17 protein-coding genes are annotated in these 21,184 nt (G+C 36.2%); 8 read left to right on the forward strand and 9 right to left on the reverse strand.

The features are described from left to right. Positions 1-170 precede the first annotated feature (170 nt). Complete coding sequence (locus tag AC6QZF_RS09520) at positions 171-1,664, reverse strand: OmpP1/FadL family transporter (protein WP_499799650.1); 1,494 nt, start codon at positions 1,662-1,664, stop codon at positions 171-173. Next, the gene (locus tag AC6QZF_RS09525) at positions 1,603-2,637 is read right to left on the reverse strand and encodes a hypothetical protein (protein WP_499799651.1); all 1,035 of its coding nucleotides are present in this window, start codon (positions 2,635-2,637) and stop codon (positions 1,603-1,605) included. The genes AC6QZF_RS09520 and AC6QZF_RS09525 overlap by 62 nt, the downstream gene beginning before the upstream one ends. A gap of 143 nt (positions 2,638-2,780) precedes the next feature. On the opposite strand from AC6QZF_RS09525, the gene AC6QZF_RS09530 reads away from it, so the two are divergent. Genes AC6QZF_RS09530 through AC6QZF_RS09540 form a run of 3 tightly spaced genes read left to right on the forward strand, consistent with a single transcriptional unit; the run spans position 2,781 to position 5,457 of the window. Then, positions 2,781-4,997, forward strand: a complete 2,217-nt coding sequence (locus AC6QZF_RS09530; RefSeq protein ID WP_499799652.1) for an HD family phosphohydrolase — start codon at positions 2,781-2,783, stop codon at positions 4,995-4,997. 33 nt (positions 4,998-5,030) lie between these two features. Then, positions 5,031-5,204, forward strand: a complete 174-nt coding sequence (locus AC6QZF_RS09535) for a hypothetical protein (protein WP_499799653.1) — start codon at positions 5,031-5,033, stop codon at positions 5,202-5,204. A gap of 13 nt (positions 5,205-5,217) precedes the next feature. After that, positions 5,218-5,457, forward strand: coding sequence for a NifU family protein (locus tag AC6QZF_RS09540; RefSeq protein WP_491815403.1), 240 nt, complete (start codon positions 5,218-5,220; stop codon positions 5,455-5,457). Positions 5,458-5,685: 228 nt separating this feature from the next. Here AC6QZF_RS09540 and mce read toward each other — a convergent pair whose 3' ends face one another. Together mce and AC6QZF_RS09550 are read right to left on the reverse strand one after the other, a co-directional pair. Continuing rightward, positions 5,686-6,087 (reverse strand): methylmalonyl-CoA epimerase, encoded by a 402-nt coding sequence (gene mce / locus AC6QZF_RS09545; protein ID WP_499799654.1) that lies wholly within the window; start codon positions 6,085-6,087, stop codon positions 5,686-5,688. A 75-nt stretch (positions 6,088-6,162) separates the two neighbouring features. Next, complete coding sequence (locus tag AC6QZF_RS09550; RefSeq protein WP_499799655.1) at positions 6,163-6,771, reverse strand: M15 family metallopeptidase; 609 nt, start codon at positions 6,769-6,771, stop codon at positions 6,163-6,165. Between the two features lie 59 nt (positions 6,772-6,830). Between AC6QZF_RS09550 and uvrB the strand changes: the two genes are divergently transcribed. Both uvrB and uvrA read left to right on the forward strand, forming a co-directional pair. Beyond that, the gene (uvrB, locus tag AC6QZF_RS09555; RefSeq protein ID WP_499799656.1) at positions 6,831-8,873 is read left to right on the forward strand and encodes an excinuclease ABC subunit UvrB; all 2,043 of its coding nucleotides are present in this window, start codon (positions 6,831-6,833) and stop codon (positions 8,871-8,873) included. 216 nt (positions 8,874-9,089) lie between these two features. After that, on the forward strand, positions 9,090-11,900 hold the full coding sequence (gene uvrA, locus AC6QZF_RS09560; RefSeq protein ID WP_499799657.1) for an excinuclease ABC subunit UvrA: 2,811 nt from the start codon (positions 9,090-9,092) through the stop codon (positions 11,898-11,900). On the opposite strand, the gene AC6QZF_RS09565 is transcribed toward uvrA, so the two are convergent. Both AC6QZF_RS09565 and AC6QZF_RS09570 read right to left on the reverse strand, forming a co-directional pair. Next, positions 11,897-12,337 carry a cupin domain-containing protein gene (locus tag AC6QZF_RS09565; protein WP_499799658.1) on the reverse strand — a complete coding sequence of 147 codons (441 nt, stop codon included), beginning with the start codon at positions 12,335-12,337 and terminating at the stop codon, positions 11,897-11,899. The two genes, uvrA and AC6QZF_RS09565, sit on opposite strands and share 4 nt — an antisense overlap. Positions 12,338-12,570: 233 nt before the next feature. Beyond that, entirely contained in the window at positions 12,571-12,942 is a 372-nt protein-coding gene (locus AC6QZF_RS09570) for a heavy-metal-associated domain-containing protein (RefSeq protein WP_499799659.1), read from the reverse strand. A 187-nt stretch (positions 12,943-13,129) separates the two neighbouring features. On the opposite strand from AC6QZF_RS09570, the gene AC6QZF_RS09575 reads away from it, so the two are divergent. From AC6QZF_RS09575 to AC6QZF_RS09585, 3 genes are read left to right on the forward strand one after another with little or no spacing between them, the layout of a single operon-like run. Continuing rightward, complete coding sequence (locus AC6QZF_RS09575) at positions 13,130-15,430, forward strand: TonB-dependent receptor (protein WP_499799660.1); 2,301 nt, start codon at positions 13,130-13,132, stop codon at positions 15,428-15,430. Between the two features lie 8 nt (positions 15,431-15,438). Continuing rightward, positions 15,439-16,245: a DUF4249 family protein gene (locus tag AC6QZF_RS09580; RefSeq protein WP_499799661.1), complete on the forward strand. Its 807-nt coding sequence runs from the start codon at positions 15,439-15,441 to the stop codon at positions 16,243-16,245. Between the two features lie 11 nt (positions 16,246-16,256). After that, positions 16,257-17,579, forward strand: a complete 1,323-nt coding sequence (locus AC6QZF_RS09585) for an alpha/beta fold hydrolase (protein ID WP_499799662.1) — start codon at positions 16,257-16,259, stop codon at positions 17,577-17,579. A 69-nt stretch (positions 17,580-17,648) separates the two neighbouring features. Here AC6QZF_RS09585 and gcvPB read toward each other — a convergent pair whose 3' ends face one another. Genes gcvPB through fabF form a run of 3 tightly spaced genes read right to left on the reverse strand, consistent with a single transcriptional unit; the run spans position 17,649 to position 21,182 of the window. Next, the gene (gcvPB, locus tag AC6QZF_RS09590) at positions 17,649-19,088 is read right to left on the reverse strand and encodes an aminomethyl-transferring glycine dehydrogenase subunit GcvPB (RefSeq protein WP_499799663.1); all 1,440 of its coding nucleotides are present in this window, start codon (positions 19,086-19,088) and stop codon (positions 17,649-17,651) included. Beyond that, the gene (gene rnc / locus AC6QZF_RS09595) at positions 19,069-19,911 is read right to left on the reverse strand and encodes a ribonuclease III (protein ID WP_499799664.1); all 843 of its coding nucleotides are present in this window, start codon (positions 19,909-19,911) and stop codon (positions 19,069-19,071) included. The genes gcvPB and rnc overlap by 20 nt, the downstream gene beginning before the upstream one ends. 11 nt (positions 19,912-19,922) lie before the next feature. Continuing rightward, positions 19,923-21,182, reverse strand: coding sequence for a beta-ketoacyl-ACP synthase II (gene fabF, locus AC6QZF_RS09600; RefSeq protein ID WP_499799665.1), 1,260 nt, complete (start codon positions 21,180-21,182; stop codon positions 19,923-19,925). Positions 21,183-21,184: the final 2 nt, after the last annotated feature.

Raw genomic sequence — 21,184 nt, forward strand, 5'->3', positions numbered from 1 at the left:
AAAAGTAAATTACTCAAAAATAGATAAAGGAACAAATTCAACTAAAAACCCTTTCCTTCAAAGATTAAGATTTGTATAAATGTCTTGTGAATTTAAATTCGAATATTGTCTATTAAAATAAAAAAGGAGCTTTTTAATACTCCTTTTGAAATCAGAAATAAAAAAACTAATTAATATCTGTAAGAAACTCCGAGCAAAATATTCAGAGGTTTTTGTTTCAAGATGTAATTTGATAGAGTAATTGGATTTTCATCATTTCCATAGGCAGTGCGTTGCTCGGAAAAGTCAGTCCAGCGGAGTACTCCATCAATGCGAACTCCTTTGGATAGATAGAGGCTACCACCGAGAGAAAAAGTAGATTTAGCTGCGTTTGGAATATCTAATTGGTAAGGAGAAGTAGTTTTTGCGTAGCTTGCTCTTGCTTCGAGAGGCAGTGCAGGGAATTTATATTCAGCACCGAACCCCCAGGTAGTTTGACCGACAAGGTGTCTTATAATCATACGATTTAGAATATCAAACTGTTCGGCAACTTCTGCTGATACATCAGAAAACTTCATTTGAGTAACGTCCTGATATTCAACTCCTGTTGAAAAAGTAAGACCAAGCAGATGAAAAGAGACTCCCGCACTATACACAAAAGGTGTTCTAATATTATAGGAATTGTTACCCTGCTGGGTTGTATCGAATCTGTCGACAATACCTTGGGGGTTTTTGTCGAAAATCACATCGTGCGAAACCGAGAATTTTTCATCAACTTGATACCAGGTAGGTAGTTTTATGGAGAAAGAAATTCTCATAAAGTCTTCGATTTTACCTATTAGACCTAACTGAGCAGTAATTCCAGAAACATTTTGTTTTATTTTTTCTTTAACTATGAGTTTATCGAAATCGTCAATTTGCCATTTGTTGTAAATATTAAGTTCATCCCATTCAATGAATTCTCTTGAATACTCGAAGGAACCCCATTTACCGGTAATAGAGAAGCCAAGAGAGACGTTCTCGCCAACGTCAATCCCCAAACCCCCGGTTATGTTGTGGGTGCCACCCATTTCGTCAACGAAAGAGGTTTGGCGAAGAGAATCTTTGATATTGGTATTTCCGCTAATATCAGCAAGAAGCAAATCATAAGTCCAGCGTTTTTTTGCCTGGGACTGCTGAAGAATATAACTTGATTGAGTATTAAATATATCGTAGTCGTAACTTTTTTTGAAATCGTTATCTCTGAAATATCCAATAGCAACCGTAGTAATACCATTAGTGCCACTAATTGGAGAAGCTAATGCTAAATGGCTCAAATATTCATTATTAATATTAAAATTACTCTTTTTGCTTAAAATATTAACTTCATTACCAATATGGGAAAAGCCAAAACCAACGGAAAATTCATTTTTAGGGATAAGTGCTAATCCAGCAGGGTTAGCAACCAGCGCATTTATATCATCGGCAATTCCGATGTAAGAAACGTTTAGCCCTACTGCACGAGAAGTGATAAAATGCTGTGTGTTTGCGTAACGCAAAGCATCTTCAATAAACTGAGCTTTTGCAAAAGATACTGACAAGAAAATAAATATAAATATAGTTTTTTTCATAGTAACACCTAATTTATCTTGTTCGTCTGTTAGCAGGTTCTTGTTGATTTTTTTGTTGTGCTGGTTTCGAATCATTGTTAGAACTGCGTGATGGAGCATCGCTCTGGCGAGGCGAATCGTTACTTGCGGGAGCAATTCTATCGCGCGATGGAGTATTATTGGTTCTATCAGGAGTTGGTTCAGATATAGTTCTGCGAGTAGGTGGTGCGGGCTGCTCGCCTTTTTGAGAACTTTCATATTTAGTGTCGGAGGAGGGACTATCGCTTTGTTTTATTTCTCTATCGGAAATATTATCCTTTGTTCGCTCATTTCGTGGAGTATTGAAAGCATCAGAGTTCGGACGCGACGATGAACGGACATTTTTATCGCTGGGTTCATTCTGAAAAATTGTCTTTGAACCTGTTTGAGTAGAAGGGACTACATCTGTTCCACTGCGACGATTTACGGGCTGATTGCTTTCGTTAGTTGCACCGATATTTGAGTAGCTTCCTCGGCTTGGACCGAAATCTCTATATGTGTCTTTTCGTGGTTTCTGCGTTATATGTTTATATTCAGGATACCAACCAGGATGATAGCAATAAGGGTAGTAATATGGATATGGTGTATAGACAGGATAAGGGTAATAAATTACGGCATAGTTATATGGGCGATATCTTGAAAAATAAGACCAGTCGTAGTAATAATCATAACCATAGGAAAAATAAATATTGCCGTAAAGAGGAGCATAAATTAAGGAATATCGAGGAGGTGCCCACCAGGGATAATATCCGTTATATGTGAGCGGATGGTAAAAATAGTAGTTATTCTCTACTACAGTTGTTTTTTCGTTTATAGGATTCTGGTTAACGTAATATGAATAATCATTGGTTTTAGTTGACTTATCAACACTACTGTTATTCCCATTGCTAACGGTAGTAGGATTATCTACTATTGTAGGTTTGTTGTTGTAACCATAATAATTATCTGTTTTGTTCATAGTTGAACAAGAAGAAAGAAGTATAGTTATAATAAACAACGAACCAAGCGATATGTAAAGTTTCGTTTTCATTTTCTTGTTCCTTAGTTATAACTCTTTATTATATCTACGATATAGTACCAATTTTGTTTCATTAAGTTTTAATAATTTAAAATATATATAGTTTTCTTAAATTGAATTGTTAAATTTGCATAAACAAAAAATAATTTTGTCAAATGAAACAGAACAATCAGGAAACTTTGTTTCAAAGAATTTCTTCACGCGATAACGTCAAGGACGAACTATCGAAAGCTCGTTTTTCGTTAAAACTTAAAATATTGATTATTTTATTGACTGTAGCATTATGCAGTATATGTTTCATCTATCAGATAGACCCTTCGTTTGATGTACAAAATAGGTATAATTTAGTTCCCGGCTACTTCTGGCGTGGGAGCACACTTGTTGCTGACTACCCTTTCCCAATATATAAATCATCAACAGTATATCAAAGTGAGGTTCGTCAGGCTCGTGAAAATACTAATTTTGTATTTATTCTTGACAAAAGTGCTGAGGCAATTTCAATAAAAAAAATCAATTCTATTTTGGATAGTTTAAAACTTCTGAATACGGACAGAGTTGATGAAAAAAATCTTGAACAATTAGTTTCCCTGAAAATCATTCAATCGCTTAAAAATTTGTCGAAGAACGAACGAAATGTTAAAATATCAAAAATGAAAGAACTAATTAATCAATTTTTAAAAGAGGTATATAATAGCGGAATTGTTAATATTAATGCAGACAAAATTAAATTAGATGCAATAAGTGTAAGGGTTTCTCCCAATCGAGAAACAATTTATCCGAAAAGTTCTTTGCTCGATAAGGGGTCGTTCCTAACTAAATTGAGGCAATTTGCAGAATTACGCTTTGAAAATGACGAAAATTTAGTTATTGGAATAGTTTATCGAAACGTTCACCCCAACTTATTATATTCTGAGGAATTAACAGAACGTCAACGCCAGATCAATGAAAAGTCCGTCCCTAAAACTATTGGAATAGTTCGTAAAAATGAGATAATAATTAACAAGGGTGAACGCCTAACAGAAGACAATATCCAAAAAATCAAATCCTACAACATTTCGAAAGTGATGAGGGACGAAAACGTTACAACTACGTATAATATTATTGGGAGCATTGGACACGCCGCGATTATTTATACAATTTTGCTTCTTTATTTATTTTTCATAAGAAAGAAAATCTTTACTGATAATTTGCATTTGCTGATATTGAGTGTTTTGCTGGTAGTGGTGTCTGCTACTGCGTGGATTACGGTGAATATATATAGCGAAGGTCCGATAGAGTATCTAATATTTCTGCCAACTTTGTCTATGGTGATAGCGATTTTGTTTGACTCGCGAACAGCGTTTTATGCAACGGTAACGATGGCTTTGATGATTTCCGGAATTCGAGGGAACGACTACTCTACTGGAACTGCAATGCTTTTTGCAGGGATACTTGCTGCTTATACAGTGCGAGATATTCAGAGCAGAACTCAGATTTTCCGTTCAATATTTTATATATTTATTGGTTTAGGTTTGGTTATTATCTTTTTCGGGTTCGAACGCTCTGATGAATGGAACAACATATTCTCAAAATTACTTTTTGCGGGGATTAATGCTGTTGTTGCACCAATCTTAACATTTGGTGGCATATACATTGTAGAAAGCTTAACTGATTTAGTAACTGACCTGAAAATCAAGGAATTTGATGATTTAAATCACCCGTTGTTATTGAAAATGAATGATGTAGCACCAGGGACATATCAGCATACAGTAGGCGTTGCATTCTTTGCCGAGAGGTGCGCTCAAGCAATCGGTGCGAATCAGCTACTTACGAAAGTTGGAGCATATTTTCACGATATTGGTAAGATATCTAAATCAGAGTACTTCACAGAAAATCAAATTGAAATTGGGAACAAGCTAGATTTTTTGCCACCCAAAAGAAGTGCAATTGCAATTAAAGAACACGTTACCGATGGTATTGAATTGGCAAAACAATACAAAATTCCTAAAAAAATCATTGATTTTATACCGATGCACCACGGAACAACCATTATAAAACACTTTTATGCAAAAGCATTGGAAGAAGCTGCCGAAAATAGCTCTAAAGTTAATGCCGATGATTTTCGCTATCCAGGACCAAAGCCAAATTCAAGGGAAACAGCAATACTTATGATTTGTGATGCTGCCGAAGCTATTTCAAGAGTTAAAGATTATGATAAAGATGATATTATGAAAAAAATAAATCAATCAATTGATGAAAAAATATTGGATGGACAATTTGATAATTCAAATTTGACTTTCGAGGATGTCAAAATTATCAAAGATACTATCAATAAAATTATAGTTGCTAAGTCTCATCATAGAGTTGTATATAAAGAAATACCCCAAAAATAATTTTGTTTAATTATTAATAATAAGGAGCTTATTATGGAAAAAGAAGAAATGCTCACCGCTAAAAAAGTTGCTGAAAAACTCGGCGTTACCGAAGCAAAAGTGAAAAAAGTAATTAAGGAACAAAATATTGAGCCGGATGCTAAGCGTGGTGCTTGCAATTATTATGCGCCGACAACAGTTGAAAAAATCAAATCTTTAATTGATTAACATAAGGTGATTTATGACTGATTTGGAATTGTTTGATGCAGTGGATAGCATCATCAATAAAGATATTCGCCCATTTATTGAAGCAGATGGAGGCAAAATAAACTTAAAAAAGGTGGAAGACGGAGTGGTTTTCGTTGAATTAGCGGGTGCTTGTGCAGGTTGTCCAGGTGCTGTTATGACACTGAAAGGTGGAGTTGAGCGAATTTTGCAGATGAAAATATCAGAAGTAAAAGAAGTTCGCTTAGCTATGTAATTTTAATAAGCGTTAAATACAGTTTCTTATGAATTTTGGGCGGTAGGGCTGTTTTATAATCTTCGGAAGGTTTCGAGCCTTCCGAAGGTTTAATTTTTAAAATTCCATTTACTCATAACCATCATTATAAAGTACTATTTCAAAAGCAAGACTGTTCAAGACTAACTTCTTGTCGTCTTTAATAAAAAAGCTACCCCAAAGGTAGCCTTTTTATCATGAAAAGAACGATTATTTATGTTGGCAAATTTCAGTCAGAACCCCATTAGTAGATTTGGGATGCAAGAAAGCGATAAGCATATCGTGAGCACCGGGGCGTGGTTCTTCGTTGATAAGTTGGATTCCAGTTTCTTTCAATCGAGCAAGGTCTGAACCGATATTATCAGTGTTGAAAGCGATATGATGTATTCCTTCGCCTTTTTTTTCAATAAATTTGGCAATAGGAGAATCCTCTCTTGTTGGTTGGGTAAGTTCGATTAACACATCGCCAACTTTGAATGAGGCAATTGAAACGCCTTGTTCTTCGACAACTTCACGATGAACATCACCAAATTGAAAGATTTTTTTGAAAAGCTCTATACTTGCTTCCAAATCTTTAACTGCAATACCGATATGATTAATTGACGTAAGCATTATATTTCCCATAAAAAAATGAACAAACACATTCAAAATTAAAGAAATTCGGGTAATAAACCAAATTCGAGAAAATTATTTAGATAAAATTTTATCAAAATGATGATAATCTTTAAACGATTTGAATTCTCCACCCCATCGCCAATCTAATTCTTTGAATTTTTGGACGATAGGACAATCAGAGGTAAAGGTGCCAGTTTTCTTTGGGTTATATTTAGCCCCTTTGGGAGAAATTCGTCCGTCGCTATAAATAACAGGATTATTGAAAGGATTAATATCGACTGCAAGCCCATAAGAATGAAGCGAAAGGCGATTTGTCCCAGCAATTGTTCGATAATTGAAAGAAGAAGAATTATTATTCGCCATTGAAGCAGAATCTGACCAATTATATTTCACAATTGGGATACATTTATCGACGAGGAAGCGTTCGTTTCGAATAAGTTCGAAAACATCTTCAATATCTTTTTGAACAGAATTATTTACTACGAGTTGTCCGCGATGAAGTTTTCCATCGAAAGAATAATAGACAACGTTAAGCAAAACAAGGCTATCGGTAATTTCTTTGGAAGCAGTTGTCCCTTCAATTGCATCTTCAAATGAAAGGTTGCTATCAATAATTAAATTTGTTAGAGACAATTGAAGCGACACAATGAACAGAAATATTATTTTTGAAACACAATTCATACTAAATATTCGTCTTTTATATGTTTATGATGAGTTAAATTAATTAATGATATTGATTTATGAAAGGGAAATTTATATTAAACGCACAATATAAGCCGGCAGGCGACCAACCAAAAGCAATTCGAGAGATTGTCGAGGGACTTAACCGTGGCGATAAGCATCAAACATTATTAGGAGTAACAGGTAGCGGGAAAACATTTACGATAAGTAACGTGATTGAACAGGTGCAGCGTCCAACTTTGGTTATTTCGCCAAACAAAACACTGGCAGCGCAGCTTTATAGTGAATTTAAAGCTTTTTTCCCGGAAAATGCGGTCGAGTATTTTATTTCATATTATGATTACTATCAGCCCGAAGCATATATTCCACGAACTGATACTTATATTGAGAAAGATTTTTCGATAAATGATGAAATTGACAGATTGAGACTTAAAGCGACAAGTGCATTAATAGAAGAGCGTCGCGATGTGATTATTGTTGCGAGTGTGAGTTGCATATATAGTATTGGTAAAAAAGAAGATTTTATGGAACTAATCCTGCCGTTAAATATAGGAATGAATATTTCGCGGAAGCAACTTATTTATAAACTGGCAGACTTGCATTATACGCGAAACGATGTTGATTTTCAACGTGGAAGTTTTCGTGTCCGTGGCGATTATATTGATGTTATCCCTGCATATGAGAACAAAATTGGCGTTAGAATTGAACTATTTGGTGATGGAATTGAAAGCATAAGTTACATTGATGCTTTTTCAGGGAAAACATTATCCAAACTCGATTATATGGTAATTTATCCGTCGAAATTGTTTGTAACATCAGAAAACAAGTTAATACAAGCAATGAGTAGAATAAAAGACGAGCTTCACGAACGGCTTAAAGAATTACGCGAAGAAGGAAAACTTGTCGAAGCACAGAGATTGGAGCAACGAACTTTGTTCGATTTAGAAATGATGCGAGAAGTTGGTTATTGCTCGGGGATAGAGAACTATTCAATGCATTTATCGGGACGCGATTTTGGGGAACGACCTCATTGCATTTTTGATTATTTCCCAGAAGATTATTTGTTGGTTATAGATGAAAGCCATATCACAATACCACAAATTCGAGGTATGTATAATGGCGACAGGGCAAGAAAGACAACTCTTGTCGAGCATGGATTTCGTCTGCCATCTGCACTTGAAAATAGACCTCTGAAATTCGATGAATTTGAAAGTTTAATTAATCAGGTGATTTTTGTAAGTGCCACTCCAGGAGATTACGAACTGGATAAATGCGGAGGGGTTGTTGTCGAACAAGTAATTCGTCCGACAGGCCTACTTGACCCAGAAATAGATGTTCGTCCGACAAAAAATCAAATAGATGACTTGACAGGAGAAATAAGGAAACGTGTTGCGAATGGTAACAGGGTGCTTGTAACAACGCTAACGAAAAGAATGGCAGAGGATTTGGCTGAATTTTTGCATAATATTGATATAAAAGTAGATTATATACATTCTGATATAGATGCTTTGAATCGAGTTGATATAATTCGTCGTCTTCGATTGGGAGAAACGGATGTATTAATAGGGGTAAATTTGTTACGTGAGGGGTTGGATTTGCCGGAAGTATCGCTTGTTGCAGTGTTGGACGCAGACAAAGAAGGTTTTTTGCGAAGCGAGCGTTCACTTTTGCAAGTTGCTGGACGAACAGCACGGAACGTCGACGGATTGGTAATACTATATGCTGATAAGATTACAAATTCAATGCAAAAGGTAATTGATGAAACAAATCGCCGTCGAAAATTGCAGGAAGAATATAATAGAAAGCATAATATTATTCCGAAGACTGTATATAAGAGCAAAGATGAGATACTGTCCTCAACTTCTGTTGCTGATATATCGCAATCACGCAACAAGCAGAAGCAGGAAGCAATGTTGAAATCGCAGCTGAAAGCAATTGACCCGATATTAGAAATGCTCAATCATAGCAACAAGCAAAAGATTATAGCGCAGCTTACAGAACAAATGAAAATAGCAGCAAGCGAGTTGAATTTCGAGCTTGCTGCCCGCCTCCGCGACGAAATAGAACTATTGAAGGAAGAAGAGGTAAAAAAAGGACAATAAATATAATAACTATTTTTGCCGCTTTATTAATAATAATTCAAATTATTCATTTCTATTAAGAAATAAATATGAAATACTCAAAACGTGATTATGTAAAAATGAAATAAACTTCAAAAGCAAATTAGTTTTTTATTTTTATTAATTTCCATACTCCAATTTTTTTTCTCATTTTTTAATCTTAATTTTGCTCTTTTATATAATATTATATATTCTATAATGAAAGAAAGCAAAACCAAAGATAGTGTAAAATACATTGAAATTAAACATGCACGCACTCATAATTTAAATAATATATCTGTCGCAATACCAAGAAACCAACTTACAGTAATAACTGGGGTAAGCGGTTCGGGCAAATCCTCGCTTGCTTTCGACACACTTTATGCAGAAGGGCAAAGACGATTTGTTGAATCGCTTTCAGCATACGCACGTCAGTTTTTAGAAAGAATAAGCAAACCAGATGTAGATAGTATCTCGGGACTTCCACCTGCAATTGCAATAGGACAGAACCCACCGGCACGCAATCCACGTTCGACTGTCGGGACAACAACCGAAATTTATGATTATATTCGTTTACTTTATGCACGAATTGGTGTTTCAATTTGTCACGGATGTGGCAAAGCGATTAGCAAAGATACGCCTCAGTCAATAGTTGAAAGCATCTTTGAAATGGAAGGAGGTTCGCGAATTTACATTCTGTTCGCACCAAGTTCTTTGTTAAAAGTTGAGGAAGAATTAGAAAAAGCCAAAAAATTGGGGTTTAATCGTGTTATAAACATTAATACTTCCGAATTAATTGATATTCACGAGCAATTGCCCGAATGGCAGCGTTTTGAAAATAATCTATACTTTGTTGTAGATAGGCTTGTACTTCGAAAAGATGAAGAGACGCGTTCGCGACTTGTTGATTCGGTAGAAACTGCGTTTAATACAGGACAAGGACGTTGTGCAGTATATAATGATACAACAAAAAAAATTCGAAAATTCAGTAATATTTATGAATGTGCTGATTGTGGCTATGTTTATGAAGAGCCGGAGCCAAGACTATTTTCGTTCAACAATCCGAAGGGGGCGTGTCCGCATTGTCAGGGCTTTGGTCGAACAATGGGAATAGATGAAGACTTAGTTATTCCAAATAAAAGTTTGTCAATTAGCAAAGACGCTATTTATCCATTGAAATCACCATCATTTATAAAATTTCGACAGGAGCTATTCGACGCGTGTCGGAGAAATAACATTGATTTAAGCAAGCCTTATAACGAATTGACTGAGCAGGAACTAAAAGTAATATGGGACGGCGACACAATTTATGAGGGAGTAAATGGCTTTTTCAAAATGCTTGAAGAGAACAATTATAAAGTACAGTACAGAATAATATTGAGCAAATATCGAGGATTTACCCGATGCAAGCATTGTGGTGGTTCACGGTTGCGTACTTCGGCGCGTCAGGTGTTCGTCGGTGGCAAAAATATCCCCGAAATCATTCAGATTCCTCTCGAAAAATTGCTTGATTTCTTCAAAAAATTGGAGCTTACTTCTTACCAGAAGCAAATTTCGGAACAAATACTTCAAGAAATTGTGAAAAGATTGCAGCTTTTAGTAGATATTGGGCTCGGCTATTTGACTTTATCGAGACTATCGCATACACTTTCCGGAGGCGAAAGCCAGCGCATTAATTTAGCAACAGCACTTGGTTCGGCACTTGTTGGAACACTATATGTGCTTGATGAACCAAGTCAAGGATTACATCCTCGCGATACAGATAGATTAGTGAATATACTATTTAAATTAAGAAATATAGGGAACACTATCGTTGTAGTAGAACACGACCCGGATATTATTCGACAAGCTGATTACATCATTGATATTGGACCTCGAGCGGGAAGTTTTGGTGGAGAAATTGTTTTCAGTGGAACTTACGATAAAATGTGGAAAAGCGGTAATTCTCTTACAGCATTATATTTATCGGGGAAAATGAAAATTCCGCTACCACAGCAAAGGCGTAAAATTACCAACGGAGGAATTACATTTTTCACTGTTAGGCACAATAATCTTGATATTGAGAAAATTACTTTTCCGCTAAATGCTCTGGTTGTTGTAACGGGAGTAAGCGGTTCGGGGAAATCGTCGCTTGTTTATAATGTTCTATATGCAGGACTAAAAAAACAAAGCGGTTCGCCATCAAGCGAGGTAGGGCAATTTTCCAAAATTACAGGAAGCGAAAAAATTAAATTCGTAGAGATGGTAGATCAATCAAATATAGGCATTTCAACACGTTCAACACCTGCAACTTACACAAAAGTTTTCGACACAATAAGGGAAGTATTTGCTCAGACGCAAGCTGCTCGGCAGTTGGGACTGCGCCCGGGATACTTCTCGTTCAATGTTCCGGGGGGACGTTGTGATGTATGCGAAGGAGAAGGTTATGTAACGGTAGATATGCAATTTCTTCCGGATGTTCGCCTTGTATGTGAAGCTTGTGGAGGTACTCGCTACAAAAAAGAAGCACGCAATATTTATTACAATGGGAAAAATATTGTTGATGTTCTGGATATGACAGTAGATGAAGCTGCTATATTTTTCTACGATCATCCTAAAATTATTAATAAATTGGGGATATTACAAAAAGTTGGTCTTGGTTACTTGAAATTAGGTCAATCAAGTTCAATGCTATCGGGCGGTGAAAGTCAGAGAATTAAACTCGCCACTCATCTTGATTCATCGGTAGAAGGTCACACATTGTTTATTTTCGATGAGCCGACAACGGGTTTGCATTTAGATGATATATCAAAATTACTTACAGCAATGCAGGAATTAGTTGATAAAGGGCACTCAGTTGTAGTGATTGAACACAATCTTTATATTATTTCAGCAGCGGATTGGATTATTGATTTAGGTCCGGAAGCAGGAGAATTAGGTGGAAAAATAGTAGCCGAGGGGCCTCCCGAACGTATTGCAAAAGCAAAAAATTCTCATACGGGCGAATATCTTCGTAAATTTTTTGAAAATGAATATGGGGTGTCCCTTTAAAATTGCTTGATCTCGAAATCATCGAACTCGAAACCGGGTGAGTTTGTGCAGCCGACAAGAGTAAATGAATTCTCTGCAATAGGTCGAGCAACCATCCAAGTTATTCGAGGAATTAGCAATTGTGGCACTTCATTATTTAAAAGATTATTACCCAAAATTATTTCTTTTACATCATTTTCATCTTGATAGTAGCGAATAAGCAAAGGTGAACCTAAATAAAAATGCCATATTTCATCGCTTTTAAGTCTATGAACGAGATGATTTTCATTGCTTTGAAGTAGAAAGTAGATTGCAGTAGAAAAAACTCTGTCGCCATTGTATCTTTCTGGGAGTGCGAATTTTGATATTATTTCGTCTGAGCGATAGGTTTCACGGAAATAACCCCCTTCTGGATGAGGGACTAAATTGAGCCTTTTAATAACATCATCAGCTGTCATTATTACACCTGCAAAAACATTCAACAAACTCAAAAGAAAGAACATTAACTTTATTTTTTATAAAAATAGTATAAATATTTTTTATACCAACATATAAATTCTTTTCAGTTGGTAAAATTTGAAAATATTACCTATATATCAATTCAATCGATGAATTAGCAAAAACATATTCTAAAAGCAAAAGAGCGAGAAAATTCTCGCTCTGATGAATGCTTTATGGATTTTTTTTCAGATTAGTCGTTGCATTTTTTATCTTTTGAACCAGTGCAATTTTTGCTGCAACCTGATTTAGTAGATTTCACATCGGTTTTAGTGGATTTAATTTCTGCTGCATTTGCAACTGTGTAGCCTAATTTAGCAATTGAGTTTTTGATATTGTCTTCGTTAGTTTTATCAGCATCATAAGAAACGCTTACTGTTTTAGATGCTAAATCGGTATTGTATTTTACAATGCCTTTTTCGCTTTTCAAAGTTTTTTCGATTTTGCTTTTGCAACCTTCGCAAGTCATATTTACTGAAAATTTCGCCTCTTTGATATTTTCAGCAAAAAGATTGAGCGAAAGAAGAAAAGTAGCAACAAAGAATCCCAAAAATAGTTTTTTCATAATAGAACCTTTAAATAAAGTTAAACAGAATTATTATCTATAACAAAATTACATTTATTTATTGTATTAACCAAAAAATTAATTAACTCTAAATAAATATTTAGTCTCGAATAAATCAACGATTAATTTGAAACTTTATTGTTCTAAATACGTTTTAGAAAATATCAAAAATTTAAAAAAGGAGTATATGAAAAATTATCTATTTATTTTTTTATTGATAACAATGGTGGGAAATTTATTTTCTCAAACTTCTTTAGGGACAATTTCTGGCACAGTTTCGGAAGAGAAGACAAAAGAAAATGTAATTTCTTCGACAGTTGTATTATATAAGGATTCAATATCCAGCAAACCATTTCGTGGGACATATACTAACAAATTTGGTTATTATAGTTTCACTCAGATTCCCAATGGAGAATACATAATAGTAGCCAGAGGTGTTGGATATCAGCAATATTCGAAGAGAATTACGCTAAAAGAGGGAGAAAATATACGTCTGAACATAAAAATGAAAACATCTGATGTTGTAACGGAAGAAGTATTAGTAACAGCGGAGCGATCTTCGGAGGAAGCAATTTCAAGAATATCGGCGGTAAATATATCACCTAATTTCATTTTCAAATTACCCTCGCTTGGAGGCGAAACAGATGTATTCAGGGCATTGCAAACTTTGCCGGGAGTAAAGCAATCGAGCGAACTATCGAGTGGACTATATGTGAGAGGTGGTTCGCCCGATCAAAATCTTTATCTACTTGATGGAGTAATTGTATATAATCCCAATCACTTAGGCGGATTTTTGAGTGTATTCAATGGCGACGCCCTTCGCGACATTAAGTTAATAAAAGGAGCTTTTCCTGCTGAATACGGCGGAAGATTATCGAGCGTTCTTGATATGACGATGAAAGAAGGCAGAAAAGACCGTTTTGCAGCTGATGGCGGTATTAGTTTAATTAGTTCTCGTCTTACTCTGGAAGGCCCCATAGGTGAAAATACGTCATTTATGTTGTCGGGAAGAAGAATGTATTTAGATATTCTAACTGCTATGTTTGTCTCCAAGGATGAAGTTCCAAATTATTATTTTTATGATTTGAATGCAAAAGTTAATCATAAAATTTCGGATAATTCTCATATTTTTCTGAGTGGTTTCTTGTGTCGGGACGTCTTGGAATCACCCGATGAAGAAGAAATGAAGTTTGATATTAACTGGGGAAATAAAACGTCGAATTTTCGATGGCTGTATATTGTATCGCCGATATTATTTACAAATTTTTCGCTTATTTATACAGATTATACATTCAGAACAGACATTTACGATAAAAAGAACGTTTCAAATAATTTTATAATTAAATCTCAAATTCGAGATTGGACTTTTCGAGCAGAAGCACAATATTTCCCATCGAAAAACCATAAGATAAAGACAGGGCTTGAAGCAATTAATCACCGCTTTTTAGCTAAAACAGCTTATAATTTTGAAAACAATCTGGAAATTCCATTCAACAGCAAAGACGCAACGAGTATGGAACTATCTTATTATCTACAAGATGAATGGGAAATATCTGATAGATTTACTGCAAATATTGGTTCGCGACTATATTATTTTGAAGAAGCAAACTATTTTCGCTACGAACCACGATTATCTGCAACTTATAAAATTGCAGATAATACAAGTTTTAAAACTTCGGTTGCTATGGCTCATCAGTTTCTACACTTGATTATTAGAAATGATATTTCAATAATGACAGACCTTTGGTTCCCATCAACGAAAAATATTATTCCGAGCCGTTCAACGCAAGGAGTTATTGGATTAGAGCAATTATTTGACGACGGGAAGTATTTGCTTTCGTTAGAAGCGTACTATAAAAAAATGAATAACCTGTATGAATATAAGGATTCGGCAACATTTTCTTTTGGGATTCCACTTGAAAATCAATTCACAAGAGGTAACGGAGAGGCTTATGGAGTGGAAGTATTTTTCAATAAACGTTTGGGGAATCTAACTGGATGGATAGGCTATACACTATCCTGGACAAAACGTAAATTTAATGAACTCAACGAAGGGAAGCCATTTTATCCGAGGTACGACCGTCGCCACGATGTTAACATAGTTTTAGTATATGAAATCAGTCCATCTTGGGAAATAGGTGCAACTTGGTATTATGGAACAGGTCAGGCTTATACAATGCCGACTGGTTCTTTCCGTTTTGAAGAGATAGGTTTATCGCCATACGAAGATATAAAATATCAGTATACAGAACGAAATGGAGCACGATTACCTGCTTTCCATAAATTGGATCTAAATATTATTCATCATTTTGAATGGCTTACGATACCCTGGTCAATATCACTTAACATATACAATGCTTACAACAGACGTAACCCATTCGCTTGGTATATTTCAACTGATTATGATGGGATGACTGAAACAAAGAAATTGAAGCAGTTAACACTATTCCCACTGATCCCAACCATTGGATTAAATTTCAAAATATAGGTGATAAAATGAAAAAAATATACATTGTTCTATCATTATTATTAGGCTTTGGATTATCTTCGTGCGAAGAAGAAGTAACGAGCGTTACTTTACCATATCGCGAGCAGTTGGTAATTCGGGCAGTTCTTCAAGCAGGGGAAAAAATAGAAGACATTCGAGTCGAAAGAACAATTCCACCGTTAGAAAATTATACTGTTGAGAAAGCATTAGTCAAAGATGCTGTTTTGATTATTGAAGATGGTGAGCAATTCGACACATTAACATACAAAAACGGTTTCTATAATTCGAAATTAACAGCACAGCCAGGAAAACTATATAAATTATACGCATATTGGAAGCAACATAAAGCATACGGAGAGACAATAGTTCCGGAGCCCGTTAGTTTTGACAATGTTTTTGTTGAGTTTCAAAAATTATTCGAAGGATATTATAAGGCATCAGTATACACATATATAGCACCTAACGAAAACTATGTATATACGGCTGGAATATCATTCGATAATATAATTTATGGCAATTACGATGAAATATATACTTATTCGCGACGCACATCAGATAATAAATTAAAAATATATTTTGCATATGTTGGTGGGAATGATACACTTGTATTAAAAAAGCGATTAAACAATTATAAATTTGTAATTTTGAATTATGACAAGCAATATTATGATTATTTTATAACTCGAAATAATGGCAATAGCGACGATGATATTTTTGGTAATGTTGGCTCAAACGTTCGCTGGAATATTAAAGGAGACGGAATTGGTATGTTCATCGGAAGCAATATAGTTGCAAAAAAAGCTAAAATAAATTAAGGAGGCAAAAGGTGAAAAAAACGCTGGTTTGTTTGGCTTTATCAATTATTTTTTTTGTCAATTCAGTTTATTCGGAAGAATCAGAGCAGATTGCTTTGAAATTTTTGAATTTGTTGAAACAAGAAAAATTTTTAGAAGCTGAAAAAATGGTAGCAGAAGGTGCATTGAAATATCTTTCTGCTGATAAGACAAAGGAATTTTGGCTTCAGCTCGATAGTCGCTATGGAAAAGTAGTTAAATTCGGCACACCTGAAAAGCAAAAATCTTTGAAGAACAATATTTATCTGATTAAATTTTATTTTGCAAACGACTCACTAAACTGTCGTATAGTTGTAGATGAGACGCAAAAGATTTCGGCTATGTTGTTCGTTCCGTTTGCTCGTAATTATTCTTTTGCTTTGCCAAATTATGCTGATACAACAAAGTTTTACGAGATAGAAACAACATTTGGTGTTCCTGGCTGGGAACTACCTGCCAAAATCACAATTCCGCATAGACCAGGGCAATATCCAGCTGTAGTGTTAGTTCATGGTTCAGGACCGAACGATATGGACGAAACCATTGGAGGGCACAAAGTTTTTCGGGATATAGCGTATGGACTTTCGAGCAATGGAATAGTTGTATTTCGCTATGAGAAGCGCACTCGTGAATATCCAAGTAAAATTGCACAGGATTACAACAATTTAACAGTTTGGGAAGAAACAATGGAGGACGCAATCAAGGCAGTTGCGTATTTACAAGAGCAAGATTATGTAGATCCTTACAAGATCTATGTATTAGGTCATAGCCTTGGAGGACACATCGCTCCACGCATAGCACAATCATATAGTGGAATTTCGGGAATAATAATCATGAATGGCAATGCGCGTAAACTTCATCAAATAGTGCTTGATCAATATGAATACATCTTTAATTTAGATGGGAAAATTAATGAATACGAAGCCAGCGAACTAAAAAAAGTTCGCCATCAGATAGATTTACTTGAAAAAGGAGAATTCACAGATTCAACTTCCCGCGATTCACTGCTTCTTATGTTGCCACCAAAATACTGGGAGGACTTGACGAAATATAACCCCGTAGAAATCACTAAAAATCTGGAAATACCTATACTAATTTTAGCAGCAGAGAACGACTATCAAATTCTACCGTTGGAGTATGAGATATGGAAGAAAAATCTTGGAAATAGGAATAATGTTTCGTTCAAAATGTTTCCAAAGCTTAATCATCTGATGGTATATTCGCCCAAAAAATCAAAACCTGCGGACTACGAACAAGAGGGCAATGTAAGCGAAGAAGTAATAAAAACTATTATTGAGTGGATAAAAAGAAAGTAAAAAAATTGATAAAATCAAAAAAGAGGCTGAAAATCAGCCTCTTTTATTATATCAATTTCAACGAAAGAATTACCATCTAACGTTAATCTTACGAGCAGCAAGAGCGTCATCCAACCTTCTTACTGGTGTTGTAGTTGGAGCGGAAAGAACAAGTTCTTTATTTGTTTTTGCTTCGTTGGAAATTTTGATTAAAGCTTCGGCAAAAAGTTCGAGATTTTCTTTTGATTCGGTTTCAGTAGGTTCAACCAGCATAGCTTCGTGAACAATAAGCGGGAAGTAAATAGTAGGAGCGTGGAAACCATAATCAAGAAGACGTTTTGCAATGTCTTTGGCGGAGACATCGTATTCTTTCTGATAATCAGCCGAGCAAACAAATTCGTGCATGCAAAACTCTTTGTAAGGCATCAAATATTCGTGTTCGATTAATTTCATTAAATAGTTTGCATTGATAATAGCATTTTCGCTAACACGGCGTAGATTTTCCTTACCAAGCATACGCATATATGTGTAAGCACGCACGACAACACCATAGTTGCCAAAAAAGGCGTGCATACTACCGATTGTTTTTTCTGTATCGCGAACGATAATGAATCTTTCTCCTTCTTTTCTTACTTGAGGAACTGGTAGAAATGGGATAAGTTTTTCACTTACGCAAATTGGGCCGGAGCCGGGTCCGCCACCACCGTGAGGAGTGGAGAAAGTTTTATGCAAGTTAATATGAACACAATCGAAGCCCATATCGCCGGGGCGGACAATACCGAGAAGTGCGTTTAAGTTAGCACCATCCATATACATAAGTCCGCCACAACCGTGGATAATTTTCTCAATTTCACGAATGTTTGTTTCGAATACACCAACTGTATTAGGATTTGTAATCATAAATCCTGCAACAGTATCATTAGCTTTGTTACGAAGGTCGTCAATATCTATGCGACCATCAGGAAGACTATTGACAGTAACAACCTGAAAGCCAGCGATAGCAGCAGAAGCAGGATTAGTTCCGTGAGCGGAATCTGGAATAAGAACAACATTTCGCTTATCATTACCACGATCTTTATGATAAGCACGGAAAAGCAAAATTCCAGTAAGTTCGCCTTGGGAACCAGCTGAAGGCTGCAATGTAACGCCTTGAAGTCCGGTAACTTCCTTTAAAAATTCTCCACATTCATAAAGTACGCGAAGAGCGCCCTGAACGTGTTCATCTTGTGAGCAAGGATGAATTTCAGCAAAACCGGGCATCGATGCAACTTTTTCATTGACCTTAGGATTGTATTTCATTGTACAAGAACCGAGTGGATAAACTCCATCCTCGATGGAATAATTAAGTTTGGAGAGTTTCACAAAATGGCGGGAGACCTCATTTTCGCTAATTTCAGGCAAATTAGGTTCGCTTTTACGTAAAAATTTATCAGGTATAAGATTAGATAATTCAGCAACAGGGACATCGAGCTGTGGCAGAGTATAGCCGCGTCTGCCGGGGCGAGATTTTTCAATTATCAACTTTTCCATCGTGCTTTTCTTTTATATTAGTGAATAAATTAAGTTCGATAGCATTGTGAGCAGCCTCTTGTTCAGCAGTTTTTTTATTTTTCCCACTACCTGTCCCAAGAAGAACATTCTCAAGATAAACACCAACTTCAAAATGCTTGCAATGGTCGGGACCGCTTTCGGAGAGCACTTTATAAACAGGAGATGAGAATCCTAAACTTTGAACTTTTTCGAGCAAAAGGCTTTTATAATTAGTATCAACAATAAGATTAGATTGAACGATAATAGGGACCAAAACTTCAACAACAAAGCATCGAGCATTTTGGAAACCAGAATCTAAGTAAATAGCGGCAATAATTGCTTCGATAGTATCGGCAACAATTGAATCGCTACCATCTTTGAGCGCTTTCTCGGCACTGAAACTGAGCATAATGTATTTATCAATACCGAGAGAGAACCCACAATGAGAGAGCGAATGGCTATTGACCAAACGAGAACGAAGTTTAGTAAGTTCGCCTTCGCTAAATTCTGGATTTGATTTGAACAAAAAATCAGAAACAATAAGATTAAGCAGAGAATCGCCTAAAAATTCTAATCTTTCGTTTGAGCGAAAACCACCTTCCAAACCAATCACAGTAAGGTAGGAACGGTGAATAAGCGCTTGTTCAAAAATACCTACAGAATTAATTTTAGTTTGAAGAATATTTTCGAGTTCTATTTTTTTTTCAGATGATAAAAAGCCAACCACCGGGAAAAAATCCGGGTGATTGGCATTCGTATCAAGTGTTCTAAGATTAAGAATCTTAGAAAAAGTAGAGAACAATTTAGTAAATAAGTCTTTCATTTGTCCAAAGACTACATTTCGAATGCTTTGAAACAAATTGTAGCGTTATGCCCACCAAATCCGAAAGTATTGCTCAGAGCAGCTTTGATCTGGCGTTTTTCAGACTTATTTGGAACATAATACAAGTTGCATTCGGGATCAGGGGTTTGATAATTAATAGTCGGAGGCAAAAATCCTTCATAAATAGCCAGAGCAGTCGCAATAGCCTCGATAGCACCAGCAGCGCCGAGAAGATGTCCGGTCATAGATTTAGTAGAGCTTACTGGGATTTTGTAAGCACGTTCACCGAAAACAGTTTTAATAGCAGCTGTTTCAGTTTTATCGTTGAAAGGAGTAGATGTTCCGTGCGCATTGATATAATCAATGTCATCAGGGACAAGACCAGCATCTTCGATTGCAAGTTTCATAGAGCGAACAGCACCTTCGCCGCCGGCGACTGGCTGAGTGATGTGATAAGCATCGTCAGTAAGACCAAAACCCGCCACTTCGGCATAAATACGAGCACCACGGTTCATAGCGTGCTCTAATGTTTCGAGGACAAGCACTCCTGCACCTTCACCGATAACAAAGCCATCACGGTCGCGGTCGAACGGACGGCTAGCAGTTTCTGGCGAATCGTTGCGAGTCGATAAAGCTTTAAGAGCATTAAACCCACCAACTCCCATTGGACAAACCACTGCTTCACTTCCGCCGGTAATCATCACATCAGCATCACCACGTTGCAATAGCATTAAAGCATCAGCAATAGAGTGCGAAGATGTAGCACAGGCGGATACAGTGCCATAATTTGGGCCTTTAAGTCCCCAACGAATGGCAATATGTCCAGCAGCAATATCAGAAATAAGCATTGGCACAAAGAAAGGAGAAATTCTATCAGGATTTCCACCACGCTTATAAAGCTCTTCTTGCTGGTAATGGTATGTCCACATTCCACCAATACCAGAGCCCAGAACAACGCCGGCACGCTCACGATCAATTTTTTCAACGTCTAAATTGGCGTCTTCGATAGCCATAGCGGCGGCAGCAATAGCGAAATGGGTGAACATATCCATTCGCTGAACTTCTTTTCGATTAATAAACTGAAGCGGGTCAAAGTTTTTTACTTCGCAAGCAAATTTAGTATCGAAATCAGATGCATCAAAACGTGTAATTGGAGCAGCACCGCTACGTCCCTCGAGCAAACCTTGCTTGTATTCAGCAAGGTTATTGCCAATAGGAGTAACAGCACCCATTCCAGTAATAACAACACGTGGGAAATTATATTTCGGCATAA

The organism is Eximiradius sp., from assembly GCA_937127445.1.
Lineage (GTDB): Bacteria > Bacteroidota > Ignavibacteria > Kapaibacteriales > UBA2268 > JAKIZO01.

Excerpts from the sequence above, each read along its gene's own strand:
- AC6QZF_RS09520 (WP_499799650.1), bottom strand. The coding sequence starts at position 1,664 with ATGATTCGAAACCAGCACAACAAAAAAATCAACAAGAACCTGCTAACA.
- AC6QZF_RS09525 (WP_499799651.1), bottom strand. The coding sequence starts at position 2,637 with ATGAAAACGAAACTTTACATATCGCTTGGTTCGTTGTTTATTATAACT.
- AC6QZF_RS09530 (WP_499799652.1), top strand. The coding sequence starts at position 2,781 with ATGAAACAGAACAATCAGGAAACTTTGTTTCAAAGAATTTCTTCACGC.
- AC6QZF_RS09535 (WP_499799653.1), top strand. The coding sequence starts at position 5,031 with ATGGAAAAAGAAGAAATGCTCACCGCTAAAAAAGTTGCTGAAAAACTC.
- AC6QZF_RS09540 (WP_491815403.1), top strand. The coding sequence starts at position 5,218 with ATGACTGATTTGGAATTGTTTGATGCAGTGGATAGCATCATCAATAAA.
- mce (WP_499799654.1), bottom strand. The coding sequence starts at position 6,087 with ATGCTTACGTCAATTAATCATATCGGTATTGCAGTTAAAGATTTGGAA.
- AC6QZF_RS09550 (WP_499799655.1), bottom strand. The coding sequence starts at position 6,771 with ATGAATTGTGTTTCAAAAATAATATTTCTGTTCATTGTGTCGCTTCAA.
- uvrB (WP_499799656.1), top strand. The coding sequence starts at position 6,831 with ATGAAAGGGAAATTTATATTAAACGCACAATATAAGCCGGCAGGCGAC.
- uvrA (WP_499799657.1), top strand. The coding sequence starts at position 9,090 with ATGAAAGAAAGCAAAACCAAAGATAGTGTAAAATACATTGAAATTAAA.
- AC6QZF_RS09565 (WP_499799658.1), bottom strand. The coding sequence starts at position 12,337 with ATGACAGCTGATGATGTTATTAAAAGGCTCAATTTAGTCCCTCATCCA.
- AC6QZF_RS09570 (WP_499799659.1), bottom strand. The coding sequence starts at position 12,942 with ATGAAAAAACTATTTTTGGGATTCTTTGTTGCTACTTTTCTTCTTTCG.
- AC6QZF_RS09575 (WP_499799660.1), top strand. The coding sequence starts at position 13,130 with ATGAAAAATTATCTATTTATTTTTTTATTGATAACAATGGTGGGAAAT.
- AC6QZF_RS09580 (WP_499799661.1), top strand. The coding sequence starts at position 15,439 with ATGAAAAAAATATACATTGTTCTATCATTATTATTAGGCTTTGGATTA.
- gcvPB (WP_499799663.1), bottom strand. The coding sequence starts at position 19,088 with ATGGAAAAGTTGATAATTGAAAAATCTCGCCCCGGCAGACGCGGCTAT.
- rnc (WP_499799664.1), bottom strand. The coding sequence starts at position 19,911 with ATGAAAGACTTATTTACTAAATTGTTCTCTACTTTTTCTAAGATTCTT.
- fabF (WP_499799665.1), bottom strand. The coding sequence starts at position 21,182 with ATGCCGAAATATAATTTCCCACGTGTTGTTATTACTGGAATGGGTGCT.